12 protein-coding genes, 2 tRNA genes and 3 rRNA genes are annotated in these 22,189 nt (G+C 51.6%); 7 read left to right on the plus strand and 10 right to left on the minus strand.

From position 1 onward, the window contains the following. Positions 1-20: 20 nt before the first annotated feature. From glnG to glnA, 3 genes are all read right to left on the minus strand, one after another. Entirely contained in the window at positions 21-1,451 is a 1,431-nt protein-coding gene (glnG, locus tag AC1WNR_RS13925) for a nitrogen regulation protein NR(I) (protein WP_481645095.1), read from the minus strand. Further along, positions 1,452-2,507 carry a nitrogen regulation protein NR(II) gene (gene glnL / locus AC1WNR_RS13930; protein WP_481645096.1) on the minus strand — a complete coding sequence of 352 codons (1,056 nt, stop codon included), beginning with the start codon at positions 2,505-2,507 and terminating at the stop codon, positions 1,452-1,454. A gap of 253 nt (positions 2,508-2,760) precedes the next feature. Further along, complete coding sequence (glnA, locus tag AC1WNR_RS13935) at positions 2,761-4,164, minus strand: glutamate--ammonia ligase (protein WP_481645097.1); 1,404 nt, start codon at positions 4,162-4,164, stop codon at positions 2,761-2,763. A 378-nt stretch (positions 4,165-4,542) separates the two neighbouring features. On the opposite strand from glnA, the gene typA reads away from it, so the two are divergent. The 5 genes from typA (at position 4,543) to AC1WNR_RS13960 (ending at position 10,368) form a co-directional block, all read left to right on the plus strand. After that, the gene (gene typA / locus AC1WNR_RS13940; RefSeq protein ID WP_481645098.1) at positions 4,543-6,351 is read left to right on the plus strand and encodes a translational GTPase TypA; all 1,809 of its coding nucleotides are present in this window, start codon (positions 4,543-4,545) and stop codon (positions 6,349-6,351) included. Between the two features lie 131 nt (positions 6,352-6,482). Then, positions 6,483-8,087, plus strand: a complete 1,605-nt coding sequence (locus AC1WNR_RS13945; RefSeq protein ID WP_481645099.1) for an MFS transporter — start codon at positions 6,483-6,485, stop codon at positions 8,085-8,087. Then, complete coding sequence (gene pip / locus AC1WNR_RS13950; RefSeq protein WP_481645100.1) at positions 8,084-9,040, plus strand: prolyl aminopeptidase; 957 nt, start codon at positions 8,084-8,086, stop codon at positions 9,038-9,040. Before AC1WNR_RS13945 ends, pip begins: the two co-directional genes overlap by 4 nt. Then, the gene (dtd, locus tag AC1WNR_RS13955; RefSeq protein WP_481645101.1) at positions 9,037-9,474 is read left to right on the plus strand and encodes a D-aminoacyl-tRNA deacylase; all 438 of its coding nucleotides are present in this window, start codon (positions 9,037-9,039) and stop codon (positions 9,472-9,474) included. Before pip ends, dtd begins: the two co-directional genes overlap by 4 nt. Positions 9,475-9,477: 3 nt before the next feature. Then, entirely contained in the window at positions 9,478-10,368 is an 891-nt protein-coding gene (locus AC1WNR_RS13960; RefSeq protein WP_481645102.1) for a DMT family transporter, read from the plus strand. Positions 10,369-11,045: 677 nt separating this feature from the next. Here the strand turns inward: AC1WNR_RS13960 and rrf are convergent. From rrf to tyrS, 6 genes are all read right to left on the minus strand, one after another. Next, positions 11,046-11,161 (minus strand): 5S ribosomal RNA (gene rrf / locus AC1WNR_RS13965). Positions 11,162-11,395: 234 nt separating this feature from the next. Continuing rightward, positions 11,396-14,281: ribosomal RNA gene (locus AC1WNR_RS13970) — 23S ribosomal RNA — on the minus strand. 442 nt (positions 14,282-14,723) lie between these two features. Beyond that, a tRNA-Ala gene (locus tag AC1WNR_RS13975) sits at positions 14,724-14,799 on the minus strand. Between the two features lie 262 nt (positions 14,800-15,061). Continuing rightward, positions 15,062-15,138 (minus strand) — tRNA-Ile (locus AC1WNR_RS13980). A 131-nt stretch (positions 15,139-15,269) separates the two neighbouring features. Beyond that, positions 15,270-16,809 (minus strand): 16S ribosomal RNA (locus AC1WNR_RS13985). The 16S, 23S and 5S rRNA genes sit together here with 2 tRNA genes alongside, the layout of an rRNA operon. A 280-nt stretch (positions 16,810-17,089) precedes the next feature. Beyond that, entirely contained in the window at positions 17,090-18,391 is a 1,302-nt protein-coding gene (tyrS, locus tag AC1WNR_RS13990) for a tyrosine--tRNA ligase (protein ID WP_481645103.1), read from the minus strand. Between the two features lie 170 nt (positions 18,392-18,561). Here tyrS and AC1WNR_RS13995 point away from each other — a divergent pair, with 170 nt between their 5' ends. After that, positions 18,562-19,995: an OapA family protein gene (locus AC1WNR_RS13995; protein ID WP_481645104.1), complete on the plus strand. Its 1,434-nt coding sequence runs from the start codon at positions 18,562-18,564 to the stop codon at positions 19,993-19,995. After that, positions 19,995-21,077 (plus strand): anhydro-N-acetylmuramic acid kinase, encoded by a 1,083-nt coding sequence (locus AC1WNR_RS14000; protein WP_481645105.1) that lies wholly within the window; start codon positions 19,995-19,997, stop codon positions 21,075-21,077. Before AC1WNR_RS13995 ends, AC1WNR_RS14000 begins: the two co-directional genes overlap by 1 nt. A 16-nt stretch (positions 21,078-21,093) precedes the next feature. Here AC1WNR_RS14000 and AC1WNR_RS14005 read toward each other — a convergent pair whose 3' ends face one another. Beyond that, positions 21,094-22,155 (minus strand): tartrate dehydrogenase, encoded by a 1,062-nt coding sequence (locus AC1WNR_RS14005; RefSeq protein ID WP_481645106.1) that lies wholly within the window; start codon positions 22,153-22,155, stop codon positions 21,094-21,096. Positions 22,156-22,189: the final 34 nt, after the last annotated feature.

The raw sequence follows: 22,189 nt of genomic DNA on the forward strand, positions 1-22,189 counted from the left end.
ATGTTGTCCAGTATACCCTGTTAACTCGCCTCTGAGGCACTATCCTCGGCATCCATACCGAGCTCTTTGATCTTGCGCGTCAGAGTATTTCGACCCCAGCCAAGTAGCTCAGCAGCATCTCGGCGACGCCCACCTGTGTGCTTCAGCGCAGTCTCAATCAGCACCTGCTCGAACTGCGGTACCGCCTCTTTGAGAATACCGCTATTACCGGTAAACAGCTGCTGATCGGCCCAGCCTCTCAGCGCCTGCTCCCAGCTCCCCGTGACAGCCGGTGCCTGAGCATTGGACTCAAGCAGCTCCGGCGGCAAGTCCGACACCAGCACTTCGCGGCCGGAGGCCATGACTGTCAGCCAGCGACAGGTATTCTCCAACTGGCGCACGTTACCCGGCCAGGGCAACTTGGTTAGAAAAGCCTCTGCTTCTGGGCGCAGCGTCTTAGTTTCAACATCCAGCTCACGTGCAGAAGCGGCTAAGAAGTGGCGGGCCAAGCGTGGGATATCCTCACGGCGCTGCGCTAGTGAAGGTATGTGCACACGAATAACATTGAGACGGTGGAACAGATCCTCGCGGAACTTACCCTGCTTTACCAGCTCCTCAAGGTTTTGGTGAGTCGCAGCGATAATTCGTACATCCACCTTCACTGGCGTATGACCACCGACGCGGTAGAACTCACCGTCTGCCAATACGCGCAGCAAGCGCGTCTGAGTCTCGGCCGGCATATCACCGATTTCATCAAGAAAGAGCGTGCCGCCGTCCGCCTGCTCGAAGCGGCCACGACGAGCTGCCTGTGCGCCGGTAAAGGCACCTTTCTCATGTCCAAATAGCTCGGACTCAATCAGGTCACGCGGTATTGCCGCCATATTGAGCGGAATAAACTCATTAGCAGCGCGCGGACTGTGCGTATGCAGAGCATGAGCAACCAGCTCTTTACCCGTACCCGACTCACCATTGATCAAAACGGTAATATTTGAGTGTGACAAACGCCCTATCGCGCGGAAAACCTCCTGCATCGCCGGCGCTTCCCCGATGATTTCGGTGCTGGCTTCCTCCACCGCTACAGGCTGTTTGCCGCGCTGCTCTTCAGCGTGCTCTACAGCCCGTTGCACTAGTGCGACGGCCTCATCTACATCGAAGGGTTTGGGAAGATACTCGAAGGCACCACCCTGATAAGAGGCAACCGCACTATCCAAATCTGAATGGGCGGTCATAATGATGGTCGGTATCTGCGGGAAGAGTTCCTGCAACTGAGATAGCATCTCTAGTCCATCGATACCTGGCATACGGATATCGCTAATGATGACATCAGGCTGCTCCTGCTTTATTCGACGCAGCAGTTCATCACCATTATCAAAGGTGCGAGTATCCATACCTGCGCCAGACAGCGCTCTCTCTAGCACCCAACGAATCGAGCGATCGTCATCCACGATCCAGACACATGCAGCGGCTGACATTTAACTCTCCAACGGAATATAAATTTGAAAACTGGTTCGGCCGGGCTTGGATTTACACTCAATCAGACCCGAGTGCTGGTTAATAATTGATTGGGCGATGGACAGCCCAAGCCCTGTACCCTCAGCACGACCAGTAACCATAGGGAAAAAGACAGTGTCGACGAGCTCAGCAGGAATCCCGGGGCCGTTATCGACAATCTCAACGCAGGCCACCAGACGGTGTTGTTCTGTACCTAGCGTGATGCGACGCAGCGCACGTGTACGCAGCGTAATTCTTGGGTTCTCAATATTGGCAGACTGCAGGGCCTGCAATGCGTTTTTACAGATATTCAGAATTGCCTGAATCAGCTGCTCATAGTCACCATCAAACTCGGGCAGACTGGGGTCGTAGTCACGCACCAGCTCAATTCGGCCTTCAGATTCGACATCAATCAGCGAGCGCACATGCTCGAGTACCGCGTGAATATTAACCTCTGAGATCTGTGGTTTGCGGTACGGGCCCATCATACGATCGACCAGATTGCGAAGACGGTCCGCCTCGTCAATGATGATGCGGGTAAACTCTTTGAGGTCGTCACTGGGTAGTTCGCGCTCTAGAAGTTGCGCTGCGCCACGAATACCGCCCAGAGGATTTTTAATCTCATGCGCCAAACCGCGTATTAATCCGCTGGCGGAAGCGTGGCGATTAAGTAACTCCTCCTCGCGCTCAATTCTGAGCAGGCGATCCCGTGGATGTGCCTCAATTAAGATCAAGCCATCGGGTAGCGGCGAAACACTGTAATCGGTTATCAGCGCCTGCCCTGTGACGGTTAACATTTTTGCTTCGCGCTTGCTGAAGCGGTGACCAGTCTTGGAGACCAGATGCAGTAACTCTAACTCTTCGCGCTCGCCACCGAAAAAGATCTCTGCGCTAAGACCCTGCATACGCTTACGACTAGCATCAAACAGCACCTCGGCAGAGGGGTTAGCAAAGATCACCTGACGCGCGCGATCTAGCACCAAAACGGCGCTTGTAAGATTCTCTACCAGCTGTGAATACTGATTTGGAGTTGTCATAGGGGTTCCATTTTTAACTGAATATCATGGAGCAAAAACTCTGCCAATACGCCACAAACCGCGTAATACTTGGGCTACAGACTTTTCGTCTCTGCTGATCAAAAAATATCATCGCGTGCATGCACCATTATAGTGCACAGCGAAAATAAGGCGAGTGAGGTCGCACCAAAATAGCGCTTCGTTGATTGATACGGAGGTGGGATAGATACAAAAAAGCCCAGCATAAGCTGGGCTTTTCGATTCAGTATTGGTCTTATACTGAGTAGTACAGATCGTACTCTACTGGGTGAGTAGTAGTGCTAACTTTCAGACACTCTTCACGCTTGAGCTCGATGTAAGCGGCCAGCATGTCTTCAGTGAAAACACCACCGCGAGTCAGGAACTCGTGGTCAGCTTCCAGTGCGTCCAGAGCTTCTTCCAGTGAGCCACACACCTGTGGAATCTGAGCTGCTTCTTCAGCAGGCAGGTCGTACAGGTCTTTGTCAGCTGCATCGCCAGGGTGGATCTTGTTCTGGATACCGTCCAGACCAGCCATCATCAGCGCTGCGAAGCACAGGTATGGGTTAGCGATTGGATCAGGGAAGCGAGTCTCGATACGACGGCCTTTAGGACTAGTCACGTATGGAATACGGATAGACGCTGAACGGTTACGTGCAGAGTACGCCAGCATTACTGGAGCTTCGAAGCCTGGTACCAGACGCTTGTATGAGTTAGTACCTGGGTTACACAGAGCGTTCAGTGCTTTAGCGTGCTTAATAATACCACCGATGTAGTACAGAGCTTCTTCGCTCAGACCAGCATAAGCGTCGCCTGCAAAGATGTTCTTGCCATCTTTAGACAGAGACTGGTGTACGTGCATACCAGAACCGTTGTCGCCAACGATTGGCTTAGGCATGAAGGTAGCAGTTTTGCCGTAAGCGTGAGCAACGTTGTGGATTGCATACTTAAGAATCTGAACTTCGTCAGCTTTCTTAACCAGCGTGTTACCCGCAACACCGATCTCACACTGACCAGCAGTAGCAACTTCGTGGTGGTGTACCTCTACGTGCAGACCCATAGCGGTCATGGCATCACACATAGCCGCACGCATATCGTGCAGAGAATCGACTGGTGGTACTGGGAAGTAACCGCCTTTAACACGTGGACGGTGGCCAGTGTTGCCGCCTTCAAACTTGTGGTTAGAAGACCAAGCAGCTTCTTCAGACGATACAGAGTAACCACAGCCTGACATGTCAGCGTGGAAGTGAACTTCGTCGAATACAAAGAACTCTGGCTCAGGACCGAACATAGCGCTGTCAGCGATGCCAGTAGATTTCAGGTACTCTTCTGCGCGCTTAGCAACAGAACGTGGGTCACGCTCGTAGCCCAGGCCAGTAGCCGGCTCAACGATGTCACAACGAACGATAACAGTTGCATCTTCAGAAAACGGATCAACGATAGTCGCTGAGTCGTCTGGAAGAAGGATCATGTCAGAGTCATTAATGCCTTTCCAACCGTTGATGGAAGAGCCATCAAACATTTTACCTTCTTCGAAGAAGTTCTCGCCTACTTCGTGAGTAGGAATAGTTACGTGCTGCTCTTTACCGCGTGAATCAGTAAAACGTAGGTCAACCCACTTAGCACCAGTTTCTTTAATCAGATCCAGAGTCTTGGACATTGGCTCTCTCCATTCCAGGTATTGCCAGACTTATTAGCTTAGTTACGCTCTGCGTGAGCGTGCTGTTTAAAAACGCGCTGGGATATAAGCAAGCAGTATGCCAACCGCCTCAAACAGCTTTAAGATCAACAGTTGGAGCGATTTGCGCCCTCAGAGCGAGCAAAATATTGCACCAATATTGAACACGACAGCTACATTTGCACTATTATAGTGCGGCGCGTATGAGTCGCATTCAGATCTGGTGCAATATCATACTCTCAGTAGAATTTTTTGCACTATTTTCGTGAATCCATATACCTCAATTAACTGGGCATTTAGGTCGCGCCGCGAGGGTTAGGAGCGTATAATTTCGCGCACTTAATATTCAGGAATATCCTCGTGATCGAAAACTTACGCAACATCGCCATCATCGCACACGTCGACCATGGCAAAACCACGCTTGTCGACAAACTTCTGCAGCAGTCAGGCACCCTTGGCCGCCGCGACGAGGGCGCTGAACGTGTCATGGACTCTAACGACCAGGAGAGAGAGCGCGGCATCACCATTCTGGCGAAAAACACAGCCATCACATGGAACGATTACCGCATCAACATCGTTGACACTCCGGGACACGCCGACTTCGGTGGCGAAGTAGAGCGCGTACTGTCGATGGTCGACTCGGTTCTACTGCTTGTAGACGCGGTCGATGGCCCAATGCCGCAGACCCGTTTCGTAACGCAGAAGGCTTTCGCACGAGGCCTCAAGCCAATCGTGGTTATTAATAAAATCGACCGCCCAGGCGCTCGCCCAGACTGGGTTATGGATCAGGTTTTTGATCTGTTCGACAACCTCGGCGCGACTGATGAGCAGCTCGACTTCCCCGTTGTCTATGCCTCCGCAATCAACGGTATCGCTGGCGATGACCACGAAGCGATGGGCGAAGATATGGATGCGTTATTCCAGGCCATCGTAAAATATGTTGAAGCACCGCGTGTTGACGTCGACGGCCCCTTCCAGATGCAGATATCAGCTCTGGACTACAACTCGTTCCTCGGTGTAATCGGTGTCGGCCGTATTACTCGCGGCAAAGTTAAAACCAACACTCCGGTAAAAGTCATCGACAGCCACGCCAAGGTGCGTGCGGGTCGCGTACTGAAAATCATGGGCTACCACGGTCTAGAGCGTGTCGATGTCGACAACGCTCAGGCGGGCGACATCGTCTGTGTAACAGGTTTGGACGAGCTCAACATCTCCGACACCCTCTGTGATCCAGAACTGGTCGAAGCGCTGCCAGCTCTCTCAGTTGACGAGCCAACTGTATCAATGACCTTCCAGGTGAACGACTCGCCATTCGCAGGTCAGGAAGGCAAGTTCGTCACCAGCCGAAACATCAAAGAGCGTCTTGAACGCGAGCTGATACACAACGTTGCGCTGCGCGTTGAAGATGGCGACTCTCCCGAGAAATTCCGTGTTTCCGGTCGTGGCGAGCTGCACCTATCGGTTTTGATCGAGTCAATGCGTCGTGAAGGTTTCGAGCTTGGCGTATCACGTCCAGAGGTAATCCAGAAAGAGGTTGATGGTCAGATTCAGGAACCTTACGAAGTCGTTATGATCGACGTCGAAGAGGAGCACCAGGGCTCTATCATCGAAGAGCTCGGCAAACGTCGCGCTGATATGACCAATATGGAAGTGGATGGTAAAGGCCGTGTGCGCCTGACGTTCATGACTCCGTCACGTGGTCTGATCGGTTTCCGTAGCCAGTTCCTGACAATGACTTCGGGCACCGGCATCATGACTTCAGTCTTTGACCACTACGGTCCGGTTAAAGAGGGTGAAACAGTTACCCGTAACAACGGTGTACTGGTCTCTATGGTTAAGGGCAAGGTGCTCGGCTTTGCACTCTTCAATCTACAGGAGCGTGGCCGCTTGATGATCGGTCCTAACATCGACGTGTACGAAGGCATGATCATCGGTATCCACAGCCGCAATAACGACCTGGTCGTTAACCCAACTAAGGGTAAGCAGCTTACCAACGTTCGCGCATCAGGTACCGATGAGAATATCGTTCTGACACCGCCGATCCGCTTCTCACTGGAGCAGGCGCTGGACTTCATCGAAGATGACGAACTGGTGGAAGTAACACCAGAGAGCATTCGCATCCGCAAGAAACTACTGAAAGAGAACGAGCGCAAGCGCGCCAAGAAGTAACTCTCTCAGAAGTGGAGAAAACGGCGAGCGGCCCTAGCGGCTACTCGCCGTTTTTTTATGCTGAAATGCACTAGCCTGAAGAGTAGACTCAAGTCTGATACTTGCACCAACTCTGTTCGCTAGGATTGCCAATGGCCAACTCTATTTTCTATCGCGTCAGCCCGATCTTCTTCTCGATTATCGGCATGGCGATGAGCCACAATCTCTTCTTCCTGATACTGCCGCTGCAGATGAAGCAGGCAGGGCTGGACTCTTCGCAAGTCGGTTTTGCGATGGGTATGTTCGCGGCAGGCTCAATTGCTGCAGGCCTATTCGGTTCCAAGGTCGTCAATCGAGTCGGCCATATACGAGCCTTTGCCAGCATGGCGGCAACACTCTCAATCGTCTCGATAGCCCACTCGTTCATGGACTCGTTCATACTGATCTCTGCACTGCGAGTGATTGCCGGTTTCTGTTTTATCACTAGCTTTATCACACTAGAGAGCTGGCTAAACGTAATGAGCGACAGCAGTAACCGAGGCAAGCTATTCAGCGTCTACCAGATCTTTTTTGCCCTTGGTTTTGGCTCGGCACCCTTCCTCATGGAGAAAACAGGACAAGGGGATATTCGCCTCTACGGCCTAGTGAGCGCCGTATTGGCAGTCGCGCTGATCATTATGGCTATGAGCCGTATGCCCCAACCTGAATTGCCGGGACGCGCACGGGCCATGGCACTGAAAAAACTATGGAACTACTCACCCTCGGGCACTTTCTCCTGTCTGATTGCAGGTTCAATCGGTTCAGCTAGCGTTTCATTGATAGCACTTTACGCCTATGAGCGCGGCTTCAGCGGCGTGCTTCTATCAGTGATTCTTGGCTCCTACCTGCTTGGTGGCCTACTAACACAGTACCCTACAGGCTGGTTCGCTGACCGCTTCGATAAGCGTACCGTTGGATCCGGCCTGATGCTCGTCGGCGTCTTATCAAATGCCGTGATTATCTTGGACTACTACTCCAACCTACCGACAAGTCTGGTCGTCATTTTCTTCCTGCTATCAGGCGGAGCGGGCGCTGCTATCTTCCCGCTGGCGGTCACGCAGGTGTTCGACCATATCGACACCAAAGAGGCGCTGCCTGCAACAAGCACAATGCAGATTCTACTTGGTGTTGGTGGTGTAGTAGGGCCGATCATTGCCGGTACATTGATGACTGCCTTTACTGAGATCTGGCTCTACTTCTACGTCATCGCCCTGCATATGCTGCTGATGGCATTCCTTCTAGTACGTAAACTCTTTATTCGAACAGAGCGTCTCAAGCCAGCCCAGCCCTACCAGGTCACTACCAACCCAGCCTCGGTTCCGCCGCTGGAAGAGTATGTTGCAGCGGAGATCGCTGAACCGGCACTCAAATTGCTGATTGAAGCCCTAAAACAGGACCCGAAGAATCCTCGAGCACTTATCAAGACGATGTTTGATTCAACCAATCTGCGTGCCAACGAAGTTGCATTGCAGATGGTCCTAAAACTACCTAAGCGCGCGGGCGAACTGATGGAGAGCTTTGTAGCGCTCTATCCGGAAAAACGTTTGGAAGTTGCACGAGCACTGACCGACTTTTTCGACCTGCACAAAACACGCATTAATTATGCGATCGTTGAGGGATTAAAAACCGATGCCAATGAAGATGAGTGTGCAGAGATCGATCGACTGATTGAGATTCGTAAGCAACGGCTCAAAGAGGCAGGACTACCGGTAGAATGAGACCACTATATCCAGAACTAAAACCCAACCAAACTGAGATGCTCAGCGTAGACTCTGAGCACAATTTGCATCTGGAAGAGTCTGGCAATCCAGACGGTATTCCCGTGCTCTTCGTGCATGGCGGTCCCGGTGGCGGCTGCTCGCCGGATCACAGGCGCTTTTTCAGTCCTGAGGCCTACCGCATTATTTTGTTCGATCAGCGCGGTTGCGGTCAATCTACGCCACACGGCTCGCTGAGCAACAACACCACCCAGGCACTCATTGCCGACATGGAGTTAATCCGCGAGCACCTTGGCATAGACACATGGCTACTATTTGGTGGCAGTTGGGGCTCAACGCTCAGTCTAGCCTATGCGCAGACTCATCCAGAGCGGGTGCAGGGGCTGGTGCTACGCGGCATCTTCCTTTGCCGTAAACGCGATATCGATTGGTTCTATCAGGATGGGGCTAGCCATATATTCCCAGACTACTGGCAGGAGTACATCGCTCCAATTGCAGAGGAGCAACGAGATTCCATCTTGCCGGCATACTACGAACTCCTAACCAGCGAAAATGAAATTGCGCGTATGGCCGCTGCCAAGGCTTGGTCTGTTTGGGAGGGTCGCTGTTCGACGCTCCACCCCAACCCTGATCTAGTCGACCATTTTGGTGATCCGCACGTTGCATTGGCAATGGCACGGATCGAGGCGCACTACTTCATTAACAACTCATTCCTTGAGGACAATGCTCTGCTTAAGAGTGCCGATAAATTAAAAGGCATTCCGACCTGGATCGTGCATGGTCGATATGACGTTGTCTGCCCTATCGAACAGGCATATCTCCTTCACCAAGCGATGCCTGAAGCAGAGCTCAACATCATACGTGATGCCGGTCACTCAGCCTTCGAGCCTGGCATCACTGACCGACTGATTCAGATTACTGACCAGTTCGCCAACCTGGAGCGGGATGCATGAAAGGACTGATTCAACGCGTATCCGCTGCAAAAGTTGAGGTAGATGGAGAGACTGTTGGAGAGATCGGAGGCGGTATTCTGCTACTTCTTGGCGTGGAGCGCGAAGATAACGAAGTCAAAGCGGAGAAGCTGCTACATAAAGTGCACAATTACCGCATCTTCGGCGACGATCATGGCAAGATGAACCTAAGTTTGCAGGATATCCAAGGTGAACTACTGGTTGTATCTCAGTTCACACTCGTTGCAGATACTGCAAAAGGGATGCGACCGGGTTTCTCAAAAGGAGCCACCCCAGCTGAGGGCCAACGGCTCTATCAATACTTTGTCAGTAAAGCCAAGGAGACAGGTCTAAACGTCCAGACCGGACGCTTTGGTGCCAACATGCAAGTCAGCCTCACTAACGATGGTCCTGTTACTTTTTGGGCTGAGACCTGATAGATGACCCGACAGCAATTCGGCTTATTGGTACTCCTATCCGTACTCTGGGGTGGATCGTTTCTATTTATCGGCATCGCGGTTGAACAGATAGCTCCGCTACACTTAGTTTTCATGCGTGTAGCGATCGCCGCTGCGGTCATGCTGGTTGTGCTTAGAGTGATGGGTGTTGCGTTGCCCACAAACCTATCGGGCTGGAAGCCCTTTCTGGTTATGGGGGCGCTCAACAACGTTATTCCGTTCACCTTTATCTTCTATGCCCAGACGGAGATATCAGTGAGCCTAGCCTCAATCGTAAATTCCACAACACCGGTCTTTACCTTCCTGATTCTAGCCGCGGCAGGAGCAGAAAAGCTGGTACCGAACAAACTCTTGGGTGCTCTAGTGGGCATTTGCGGCGTAATCATCCTAGTAGATCCAACACACCTAGTTTTCGACTCAGCAACAAAAGGAATTCTCTTTAGTACCAGTGCGGCAATAAGCTACGGTTTCTCTGGGCTCTGGGCCAAACGACACCTTTCCAGCACCCCGCCACTACAGTCTGCAGGTTGCCAGCTCATCTCCTCAACTTTGATACTCGGCTTACTCTTACCCTTTATAGGACCCGCAATACCAGCAGAGCTACCCGATCTCAACGTCATCGCGTCAGTCTTAGCCCTATCCGTCCTCTCTACTGCATGGGCATATGTGATCTTCTTCCGGCTGATCACCGAGACAGGTGCAAGTAACGCTATGCTGGTAACTTTGCTTGTACCTGTATCGGGATCTTTCCTCGGCTGGCTAGTAATGAACGACCAACTGAGCTTGCATCAAATTACCGGTGCGCTGGTGATTGCAGCAGCGTTGGTTGTCATCGATGGTCGCGTTTGGCGGCGAATCAGAGGCTATCAATAGGGTCTATTTAGAGTTTGCTTAGTTCAGGGAGACCCGCTTAAAACCTGGACGGTTTTACATCGCCGAGTGCATGGATGCACGGAAGGCGATGCCGTAGGGAACGCATACGATAGTGGTAGACCTAGAAACGAACTGAACTAGCTTAGCTCTGGGTAACCCAACCGGCAGGCATCCTGAGACCCGCTTAAAGCATCCCTGTATCGCTTCGTGATTTACATCCATGTAAATCAAGAGTCTCAGGACACCTACCGGTTGGGTTTTATAGCTCGGAGCGTAACTTCTGAAGACGAGGAGTATCGGGATAAGGGATCGCGCAGCGATCGGCAATTAAAACCAGGATGGTTTTATGTCGCCGAGCGCATGGATGCGCGAAAGGCGACGCCCTAGCCGTAGAAGCACGTACGGGAAACACTTCTGTAGAAGCTCACTTTAGTGAGCGACAACCCAGCCGTTGGGCGACCAACTCGGTGGTAGTTGGATGTGGAGTTCCTGGGGTTGACCTACTTTAGGTTGCGAACGCTGTTCGCAATCACTTCGTGACGCCGCTGGCGCCTCCCCGCTGCACCTTCGGTGCATGCGTGGTCACATGGACCCGATTGTAGTGAAGAGAGAATCAATGCCCCAAACATTAAAAAACCCCAGCAGGCATGGCCTACTGGGGTTTCTTAATGTTAGGTGCCTGGCAATGACCTACTCTCACATGGGGAAACCCCACACTACCATCGGCGATGACGCGTTTCACTACTGAGTTCGAGATGGGATCAGGTGGTTCCACGGCTCTATTGTTGCCAGGCAAAACTGGTTGCTAGTTTTGCGCTTTCTATGTGCTTCGCTGCTGCTCTGCACTGCTACTAGCGAATTCGGATCTTGTCTGTCTGACCCTATTAAGTCAGATCAGTGAAAAAGTCTGTTTGTCTTTCTGTTGTATTGGTTTGCTACAAGCTACAACCGTAATCAATCTTAAACCACTCAGTTGTTCATCTTGATGCGCCTCTAATCAGCACACCTCAGACAACTTTGGCGTTATATGGTCAAGCCTCACGAGCAATTAGTACTGGTTAGCTCAACGCCTCACAACGCTTACACACCCAGCCTATCAACGTCCTAGTCTTGAACGGCTCTTTAGGGACCTTAAAGGTCCAGTGAGATCTCATCTTGAAGGGGGCTTCCCGCTTAGATGCTTTCAGCGGTTATCCCGTCCGAACGTAGCTACCCGGCAATGCCACTGGCGTGACAACCGGAACACCAGAGGTTCGTTCACTCCGGTCCTCTCGTACTAGGAGCAACTCTTCTCAAATCTCAAACGCCCACGGCAGATAGGGACCGAACTGTCTCACGACGTTCTAAACCCAGCTCGCGTACCACTTTAAATGGCGAACAGCCATACCCTTGGGACCGGCTTCAGCCCCAGGATGTGATGAGCCGACATCGAGGTGCCAAACACCGCCGTCGATGTGAACTCTTGGGCGGTATCAGCCTGTTATCCCCGGAGTACCTTTTATCCGTTGAGCGATGGCCCTTCCATACAGAACCACCGGATCACTAGAACCTACTTTCGTACCTGCTCCACGTGTCTGTGTCGCAGTCAAGCACCCTTATACTCTTGCGCTCATTGGCTGATTTCCGACCAGCCTGAGGGTACCTTCGTGCTCCTCCGTTACTCTTTGGGAGGAGACCGCCCCAGTCAAACTACCCACCACACACTGTCCTCGATCCCGTTCCGGGACCTGAGTTAGAACCTCAACGTTACCAGGCTGGTATTTCAAGATTGGCTCCATGAAGACTGGCGTCTCCACTTCAAAGCCTCCCAGCTATCCTACACAAGTAAGGTCAAAGTTCAGTGTGAAGCTATAGTAAAGGTTCACGGGGTCTTTCCGTCTAGCCGCGGGTACGCTGCATCTTCACAGCGAGTTCAATTTCACTGAGTCTCGGGTGGAGACAGTGTGGCCATCGTTACGCCATTCGTGCAGGTCGGAACTTACCCGACAAGGAATTTCGCTACCTTAGGACCGTTATAGTTACGGCCGCCGTTTACTTGGGCTTCGATCAAGAGCTTCGCCTAAGCTAACCCCATCAATTAACCTTCAAGCACCGGGCAGGCGTCACACCCTATACGTCCACTTTCGTGTTTGCAGAGTGCTGTGTTTTTAATAAACAGTCGCAGCCACCTGGTATCTTCGACCGGCCTCAGCTTAGGGAGCAAGTCCCATCACCAAAACCGGCGCACCTTCTCCCGAAGTTACGGTGCCATTTTGCCTAGTTCCTTCACCCGAGTTCTCTCAAGCGCCTTGGTATTCTCAACCTGACCACCTGTGTCGGTTTGGGGTACGATCCCACATAACCTGAAGCTTAGAAGATTTTCCTGGAAGCCGGGCATCAACTACTTCACTTCATATAGAAGCTCGTCATCAGATCTCAGCCTTAAGAGGAACCGGATTTACCTAGCTCCTCAGCCTACATCCTTAAACGCGGACAACCAACGCCGCGCTAGCCTAGCCTTCTCCGTCTCTCCATCGCAGTTATGCGAGGTGCAGGAATATTAACCTGCTTCCCATCGACTACGCTTTTCAGCCTCGCCTTAGGGGTCGACTCACCCTACCCCGATTAACGTTGGATAGGAACCCTTGGTCTTCCGGCGAGGGAGTTTTTCACTCCCTTTATCGTTACTTATGTCAACATTCGCACTTCTGATACCTCCACGGTGCCTTACAGCTTCCGCTTCAACGGCTTACAGAACGCTCCTCTACCATGCCCTAAGGCATCCGCAGCTTCGGTGTCTAGTTTGAGCCCCGTTATATCTTCCGCGCAGGCCGACTCGACTAGTGAGCTATTACGCTTTCTTTAAAGGGTGGCTGCTTCTAAGCCAACCTCCTAGCTGTCTGAGCCTTCCCACATCGTTTCCCACTTAACTAGAACTTTGGGACCTTAGCTGGCGGTCTGGGTTGTTTCCCTTTTCACGACGGACGTTAGCACCCGCCGTGTGTCTCCCATGATTGCACTCTTGGGTATTCGGAGTTTGCATCGGGTTGGTAAGTCGGGATGACCCCCTAGCCGAAACAGTGCTCTACCCCCCAAGGTGAGACATGAGGCGCTACCTAAATAGCTTTCGAGGAGAACCAGCTATCTCCGGGCTTGATTAGCCTTTCACTCCGATCCACAGGTCATCCGCTAACTTTTCAACGGTAGTCGGTTCGGTCCTCCAGTTGATGTTACTCAACCTTCAACCTGCCCATGGATAGATCGCCCGGTTTCGGGTCTACTCCCAGCAACTATGCGCCCTATTAAGACTCGGTTTCCCTACGCCTCCCCTACTGGTTAAGCTTGCTACTGAAAGTAAGTCGTTGACCCATTATACAAAAGGTACGCAGTCACCGAACTAAGTCGGCTCCCACTGCTTGTACGTACACGGTTTCAGGGTCTATTTCACTCCCCTCACAGGGGTTCTTTTCGCCTTTCCCTCACGGTACTGGTTCACTATCGGTCAGTCAGGAGTATTTAGCCTTGGAGGATGGTCCCCCCATATTCAGACAGGATAACACGTGTCCCGTCCTACTCGATTTCACTGTAAAAGACTTTTCATATACGGGGCTATCACCCACTATGGCCACACTTTCCAGAGTGTTCTATTAAGACTTAAACAGCTTAAGGGCTGGTCCCCGTTCGCTCGCCGCTACTAAGGGAATCTCGGTTGATTTCTTTTCCTCTGGGTACTTAGATGTTTCAGTTCCCCAGGTTCGCCTCTCTAAACCTATATATTCAGTAAAGAGATACCCGCAAGCGGGTGGGTTTCCCCATTCGGACATGTCCGGATCAAAGCTTGTTTACCAGCTCCCCGAACCTTTTCGCAGGTTACAACGTCCTTCATCGCCTCTGACTGCCAAGGCATCCACCGTGCACGCTTATTCACTTGACCATATAACCCGAAGGTGTCTGTTCAACTGAATGGTTCGTAACGATTGATTACGCCGGTTGGCGCTTGTATCAAAACAATACAAGACAATCTTGTGCTAACACCCTACCCGGCTAGAGTAGGTCAATTAGCACGACTTTTTCAGATCCAAATTTTTAAAGAGCGTTTAGCTTGTCTTTTTAGGCTTACTTTTCGTTGCACTTCGCACTCAATCGGTCACGTACTTGGTGTACGCTCCCTCTTTCGTTTGTCGTGCGCCTCAATTAATCCTAAAAATACAGCGCTAAAACCTTGAGAGCATTCGTTAAAAAACTCTAAAAGATAAACATCTTAGGATGCGTATTCTTTAGAGTTCGTTCAGTCACCATTTTGCGCAGATCAAGGCGAAGGGTGAGGAAGCATAGTTAGCTATGCGACGAATCCTTCAACGCAGAGATGCGTGAAATGGTGGAGCTATGCGGGATCGAACCGCAGACCTCCTGCGTGCAAAGCAGGCGCTCTCCCAGCTGAGCTATAGCCCCTCGATAACTGGTCTTTTTGTGCCTCTACTGCGTTGCACTTGTCGCTCTCTCAGTCGTGTACCTGATGTACACTCCTTCGATCGCTCTGGCGTGCGCCTTGTAGAGCCTCAAAAATCCTGCGTTCTCGACCTTTAATTTAAGGTTTCGAACTACGGCGTTATAACCGTATCGCTGTTCGCATAATTTTTCGATTATCGAGGCGGTTTGTGAGGAAGCATAGCCTGCTATGCGACGATCAAACCAACGAAGAGAATCGGAAAATTGGTAGGCCTAAGTGGACTTGAACCACCGACCTCACCCTTATCAGGGGTGCGCTCTAACCAGCTGAGCTATAGGCCTATTATCTCGGCATACACTCGAGCTAATCTTGCTAAAGCTTGCTCGGCTCGAGTTGCTGCGAACAACATTTTGCTCTCTTTACATTCGATCAAGTAATGCGTGTGAACGCTTGCCAGGACTCGGCTATCGTTTAAGGAGGTGATCCAGCCGCTGGTTCCCCAACGGCTACCTTGTTACGACTTCACCCCAGTCATGAACCCCACCGTGGTAACCGCCCTCCCGAAGGTTAAGCTAGCTACTTCTGGTGAAGTCCACTCCCATGGTGTGACGGGCGGTGTGTACAAGGCCCGGGAACGTATTCACCGCGACATGCTGATTCGCGATTACTAGCGATTCCGACTTCATGCAGTCGAGTTGCAGACTGCAATCCGGACTACGACCGGTTTTCTGGGATTAGCTTACTCTCGCAAGTTCGCAGCCCTCTGTACCGGCCATTGTAGCACGTGTGTAGCCCTACTCGTAAGGGCCATGATGACTTGACGTCGTCCCCACCTTCCTCCGGTTTGTCACCGGCAGTCTCCTTAGAGTTCCCACCCGAAGTGCTGGCAAATAAGGACAAGGGTTGCGCTCGTTACGGGACTTAACCCAACATTTCACAACACGAGCTGACGACAGCCATGCAGCACCTGTCTCAGAGTTCCCGAAGGCACCAATCCATCTCTGGAAAGTTCTCTGGATGTCAAGAGTAGGTAAGGTTCTTCGCGTTGCTTCGAATTAAACCACATGCTCCACCGCTTGTGCGGGCCCCCGTCAATTCATTTGAGTTTTAATCTTGCGACCGTACTCCCCAGGCGGTCAACTTATCGCGTTAGCTGCGCCACTAAGTAATCAAGTTACCCAACGGCTAGTTGACATCGTTTACGGCGTGGACTACCAGGGTATCTAATCCTGTTTGCTCCCCACGCTTTCGCACCTCAGTGTCAGTATCAATCCAGGGAGTCGCCTTCGCCACTGGTGTTCCTTCCGATCTCTACGCATTTCACCGCTACACCGGAAATTCCACTCCCCTCTATCGTACTCTAGTTCCGCAGTATCAGGTGCAGTTCCAAGGTTGAGCCCTGGGCTTTCACATCTGACTGACGAAACCACCTACGCGCGCTTTACGCCCAGTAATTCCGATTAACGCTCGGACCCTCCGTATTACCGCGGCTGCTGGCACGGAGTTAGCCGGTCCTTCTTCTGATGTTAACGTCACAGTAAGCAGGTATTAACTACTCACCTTTCCTCACATCTGAAAGTGCTTTACAACCCGAAGGCCTTCTTCACACACGCGGCATGGCTGGATCAGGGTTGCCCCCATTGTCCAATATTCCCCACTGCTGCCTCCCGTAGGAGTCTGGGCCGTGTCTCAGTCCCAGTGTGGCTGATCATCCTCTCAGACCAGCTAAAGATCGTCGCCTTGGTGAGCTCTTACCTCACCAACTAGCTAATCTTACGCAGGCTCATCTAATAGCGAAAGGTCCGAAGATCCCCTCCTTTCTCCCTTAGGACGTATGCGGTATTAGACCAAATTTCTCTGGCTTATCCCCCACTACTAGGTAGATTCCTACGCGTTACTCACCCGTCCGCCGCTCGTCAGCAGATAGCAAGCTATCCCTGTTACCGCTCGACTTGCATGTGTTAGGCCTGCCGCCAGCGTTCAATCTGAGCCATGATCAAACTCTTCAGTTAAAAGTTTTCGATTTCAAACCCGAAGGCCTTCCATCTAAATCTGCTCAAGAAAAACATTACGCTAAATGAATTCACATATAGGTTGCTTGTCTTGATTAAGCTTTGTTGCCTAATCCTGACAAGCGCCCACACGCATTACTTGATCTATTTGTTAAAGAGCGTTGCTTGTGTCCGGTAGACCGCGTTGCCGCTGTCTCCCCAAGCGAGGCGCGTATATTACCGCGCCGGATTTTTAAGTCAAGCGGCGAAAACCACTTTTGTAAAAAAATTCCAAATAAGTTTAGCGGTAGAAGAGATGATGTTTCTTCTTACCCACTTTCACTAGGAAGTAACGATCGTAGCGACCCTGGTCAGCTGCGAAAACAGACGCCGCGTTCATGATGTCGTCATTACCACATGCGCGGTCATTAACTAGAACCGCATTGCGACCCAACGCATCTTTAATCTGCTTTCCTGACGGTGCTAACCCAGCGTCTGACAACAGCGTAGTCATTGGAATCTCAGCGAGGTTCGCCGGCAGCTCGCTTGAAGGTAGGCCATCAAGTTTAAGCTGATCGAAATCTGCCTCACTCAAGCCGCTTAGATCGCCCGAAAAGAGAGATTCAGTAATACGCTGCGCAGCGAGTAGCGCCTCTTCACCGTGAATCAATCGCGTCATCTCTTCAGCAAGAATACGCTGCGCCTGTGGACGACCGCCTGCAGCCTGATCTTCAGCTTCGATCTCTGCGATGTGAGCTACATCTAGGAAGGTGAAATAGCGCAGGAATTTGTAGACATCAGCATCTGCAGTTGCCAACCAGAACTGGTAGAAAGCGTAAGGTGATGTCTTGTTTGCATCTAGCCAAATCGTGCCCGACTCGGTTTTACCAAATTTCGTACCGTCGGCTTTCGTCACCAATGGCAGAGTAATACCAAACACCTGGTTACCATTCATACGACGAGAGAGGTCAATACCGCCGGTGATATTACCCCACTGGTCCGATCCGCCGATTTGGAGAGTACAGGCATGAGACTTATTCAGCTGTTGGAAATCGTATGACTGCAGAATCATGTAGGTAAATTCGGTAAACGAGATACCCGCGCCTTCCCGATCGATACGCTGTTTGACCGACTCTTTAGCAATCATCTGGTTAACCGAGAAGTGCTTACCGACATCCCGCAAAAACGACAGCACATCAACACCGCGTGTCCAATCTAGGTTGTTAACCACTTCTGCAGAGTTAGCGCCGCAGTTAAAGTCTATAAAGCGACTAACCTGTGCTTTGAGTTTTTCTACCCAACCGGCAACGGTATCGTCATCGTTAAGCTTACGCTCCTGCGCCTTAAAGCTTGGGTCGCCAATGAGACCCGTTGCGCCACCCACGAGCGCCAGCGGCTTGTGACCGAACTGCTGAAAACGTCGCAGAGTTAGCAACGGCACAAGGCTACCGATGTGCAGACTGTCCGCGGTCGGGTCAAAACCACAATAGAGGGTTACAGAGTTGTTCCTGAGGTGCTCCTGCAGCTCATCTTCACTACTCATCTGGGAGATCAGGCCGCGTGCCTGCAGCTCATCTATCAGGGAAACCGTATCTGTGGTCATTTTACCTACTCGGATTGTCACAAAAGTTTAGAGGGCGCAGATTTTACTCTTTGCGCTCATAGCTTACAAACCCACAACTTTGCCCTCTCAGATCAAAAAAGATAGGATCTAGCTGTGACAAAATACATATATGAGGGAACTTATATATAATGGGTGGTCTAAGCGATTAGATGCAGTTGACTAATCAGGTATTTACCTTGTCGAAACAGTTATTCAAGAAGGCCAAGAGCTTTCCCAAAGTTCATCTAGCACTGGCAGGTACGCTCACTGCGGTCAGTGTTTTTGTTGCAGCCATGCTCCCATCACAGGATGTCGAGGCCACTCGCAACCAGGTGCAGTTGATAAAACCCGCCGAAACCGCTGCCAGCGTGGCGCCAGCTGCACGCGTTGAATCGGCAGAGGCGATTGCAGAGTTGCCTGCCGTTGAGTTGGAGAAAGACGCGCCGACTACAGAGCTAGCGGCCATACCTGATGCGCCCGTTGAACAAGCGATAAACTGGCAGGAGTTCAAAGTTCGCTCAGGAGACAATCTCACCAAGATCTTTAAACGCGCAGGCCTTAGCGCACGCGACGTTTACCAAGTGAGCCAGAGCGATAAAGAGAAACTACTGACCCGCATCCGCCCCGGCCAAGTACTGGAACTAGCCCTTAAAGAGGGCGAATTAGACCGACTGCGTTTAGTGAAGAGCAAGCTCGAGTCGGTCGAATTTATACACAATGGCGAAGGCTACGATCTGAACACGATCGAGCGCACGCCCGAAATTCGTACTCACTTTGTTAGTGGTGATATCCAAAGTTCACTATATCTGGGTGCGCAGCGTGCAGGACTCAGCGACAGTAAGATCATGGAGTTGGCACAGATCTTTGGCTGGGATATCGACTTCGCGTTGGATATCCGCAAGGGTGATCAATTCCGTGTGCTTTATGAAGAGAAGTACCTCGACGGCAAAAAGATTGGCGAAGGCAACATTCTAGCAGCAGAGTTCACTAACAACGGCGATACCTTTGCTGCCGTTCGCTACACCGACTCTGCAGGTGACACCAATTTCTTTACACCAGACGGTCGCAGTATGCGCAAAGCTTTCCTACGTTCGCCGGTAGACTTCCGCCGCATCAGTTCAGGCTTTAAACCTCAACGTCATCATCCCGTACTCGGCATTAAGCGTCCACACCGTGGTACTGACTATGCAGCAAAAACCGGTACGCCCATCAAAGCCTCTGGTGACGGAAAAGTTATCTGGCGCGGTACAAAGGGCGGATATGGCCGTACTGTCATCTTGCAGCATGGGGGCAATATCACCACCCTCTATCCCCACATGAGCAAGTACCATCCCAAGGTTACATCAGGAACCAGAGTGAAGCAGGGGCAGACGATCGGTTATGTCGGTATGAGTGGAACTGCTACTGGCCCTCACCTCCACTACGAATTCCGCGTCAACGGAGTGCATAAAAACCCGATGACTGTGAAGCTTCCTGTGGCTCAGCCGATTCCCAAGAATGAGCTGGCTCGTTTCAAAGCACAAACATCACAGCTAGTAGCTGAGCTACAGATGAAGGCTATAGAGCAGTTGGCTGAGATCAGCAGCGATAACAGCAACGGCTAATGACCGATCTCTTCATAGGATTAATGTCCGGCACTAGCGTCGATGCACTCGATATCGCGCTGTGCCGCTTTTCCCCTAAACTCGAAATTCTAGCGACAGCCGAGCACCCGTTCCCGCCCAACCTTCGCACACGTATCAATTCCGCTTGTACTGATACGCCGATGCTGCTTGATGATTTACTGCAACTAGATCAGGACTACAGCGGATTCTGTGCTCAAGCCACATGCCACTTTATAAAGACGCATTCCGCTGCTGACCAGATCCGTGCCATTGGCTTCCATGGCCAAACACTGCGTCACAGGCCGGATCTGGGCGCCACATTTCAAATGGCAAACCCAAGCCTACTAGCAGAAAGGACCGGTGTTGATGTCATCGGCGATTTCCGCCGGCGCGATATGGCTGCAGGTGGAGAGGGAGCTCCGCTGGTACCCGCGTTTCATCAATACCTTATCGGAGAGACTCAGCGTCCTGTTGGGCTGCTAAATCTGGGAGGCATAGCAAATCTGAGCCTGTTTGAGACCGATGGCTCGGTGAGCGGCTTCGACACAGGCCCGGCAAATACGCTGATGGACGCATGGGTTGAGAAGAGTTTGGGTACAAGTTTTGACGCGGGTGGTGAGTGGGCTGCATCGGGCTCTGTGAGCGATTCACTATTAACCCGTTTTCTTTCTGAGGGCTATTTCATGCGCTCAGCCCCCAAAAGTACTGGGCGTGAGTTGTTCAATTATGACTGGTTATCGAGGCATTTAAGCAACCACCCAGATCTGCACCCAGCCGATGTGCAACGCACCCTACTTGAGCTCACCGCTCTTACGATCTGTAACTGTTTGAGCTCGCAGCTAAAACGCCTGATTGTCTGCGGTGGGGGGGCGCAGAACACCCTGTTAGTGAAACGGATCTCAGAGCTACTGCCGAGCATAGAAGTGCAACTCAGTGATGAACTCGGCTGGCCATCAAGCCACCTCGAGGCAGTCGCGTTTGCCTGGCTAGCAAAACAGAATATTGAGCGTAAAGCAGGCAACTTACCTGAGGTAACTGGAGCAGCAGGCCCCAGGATACTTGGGGCCCACTATCCAAAGTAGATAATTCAGTTAATCGCTAAATCGCCTGAGCTATCGCCACACCCAACTCAACTGTTGATGCGGTTCCGCCCATATCAGGTGTTCGTGGCCCGGTCTCAAGCACCGTTTCGATCGTCTGCATAAGATGGTCCGCTGCAACCTTTTCACCCAAGTGCTCCAGCATCATGACGCCGCTCCAGATCATACCGACGGGGTTGGCGATCCCTTTACCGTAAATATCTGGTGCGGAGCCGTGAACCGGTTCAAACAGCGATGGGAACTTGCGCTCGGGATTGATGTTCGCAGACGGCGCGATGCCGATAGTGCCGGTACATGCGGGCCCCAGATCCGACAGAATATCGCCAAACAGGTTCGATGCCACCACCACATCAAAGCACTGTGGGTTCATCACGAACTGGGCCGTCAAAATATCGATATGATACTTGTCGGTGCTTACCTCAGGGTACTCCTTCGAAATCTCCTCAACACGCTTGTCCCACCAGGGCATAGAGATAGCGATGCCGTTCGACTTAGTTGCTGATGTAACGTGCTTGCGGTCGCGCTTCATCGCCAAATCAAAAGCGTATTTGAGAATACGATCCGTACCCTTGCGAGTGAATACCGACTCCTGCAGCACCGTCTCATTCTCCGTTCCCTCGGCAATGATACCCCCTACGGCAGAGTACTCTCCCTCTGAGTTTTCACGCACCACATAGAAATCGATATCGCCGACCTTACGATTGGCCAGTGGCGAGGGCACGCCCGGCATCAATTTAACCGGGCGTAAGCAGACATACTGATCATACTGGCGACGGAATTGAATCAGCGAGTCCCACAGAGAGATATGATCTGGCACTTTTTCTGGCCAGCCAACCGCGCCAAAGTAGATCGCATCGTAGTCACCGAGCAACTCTTTCCAGTTCTCGGGCATCATTCGTCCGTGCTCCAGGTAGTAGTCACAGGATGCGAAGTCGAAGTGATCCCACTCGAGCTGAAAACCAAACTTACCGGCAACTGCGTCTAAAGCACGGATACCCTCAGGCATAACTTCTCTGCCGATACCATCACCGGCCAACACCGCGATACGATATGTATTCATTTGTTCACTCTGTAAAGACAAAAATGCCGGCAGA

The organism is Marinobacterium marisflavi, assembly GCF_982447095.1.

Coding starts and splice junctions, on each gene's coding strand:
- glnG (WP_481645095.1), bottom strand. CDS start 1,451: ATGTCAGCCGCTGCATGTGTCTGGATCGTGGATGACGATCGCTCGATT.
- glnL (WP_481645096.1), bottom strand. CDS start 2,507: ATGACAACTCCAAATCAGTATTCACAGCTGGTAGAGAATCTTACAAGC.
- glnA (WP_481645097.1), bottom strand. CDS start 4,164: ATGTCCAAGACTCTGGATCTGATTAAAGAAACTGGTGCTAAGTGGGTT.
- AC1WNR_RS13945 (WP_481645099.1), top strand. CDS start 6,483: ATGGCCAACTCTATTTTCTATCGCGTCAGCCCGATCTTCTTCTCGATT.
- pip (WP_481645100.1), top strand. CDS start 8,084: ATGAGACCACTATATCCAGAACTAAAACCCAACCAAACTGAGATGCTC.
- dtd (WP_481645101.1), top strand. CDS start 9,037: ATGAAAGGACTGATTCAACGCGTATCCGCTGCAAAAGTTGAGGTAGAT.
- AC1WNR_RS13960 (WP_481645102.1), top strand. CDS start 9,478: ATGACCCGACAGCAATTCGGCTTATTGGTACTCCTATCCGTACTCTGG.
- tyrS (WP_481645103.1), bottom strand. CDS start 18,391: ATGACCACAGATACGGTTTCCCTGATAGATGAGCTGCAGGCACGCGGC.
- AC1WNR_RS13995 (WP_481645104.1), top strand. CDS start 18,562: ATGCAGTTGACTAATCAGGTATTTACCTTGTCGAAACAGTTATTCAAG.
- AC1WNR_RS14000 (WP_481645105.1), top strand. CDS start 19,995: ATGACCGATCTCTTCATAGGATTAATGTCCGGCACTAGCGTCGATGCA.
- AC1WNR_RS14005 (WP_481645106.1), bottom strand. CDS start 22,155: ATGAATACATATCGTATCGCGGTGTTGGCCGGTGATGGTATCGGCAGA.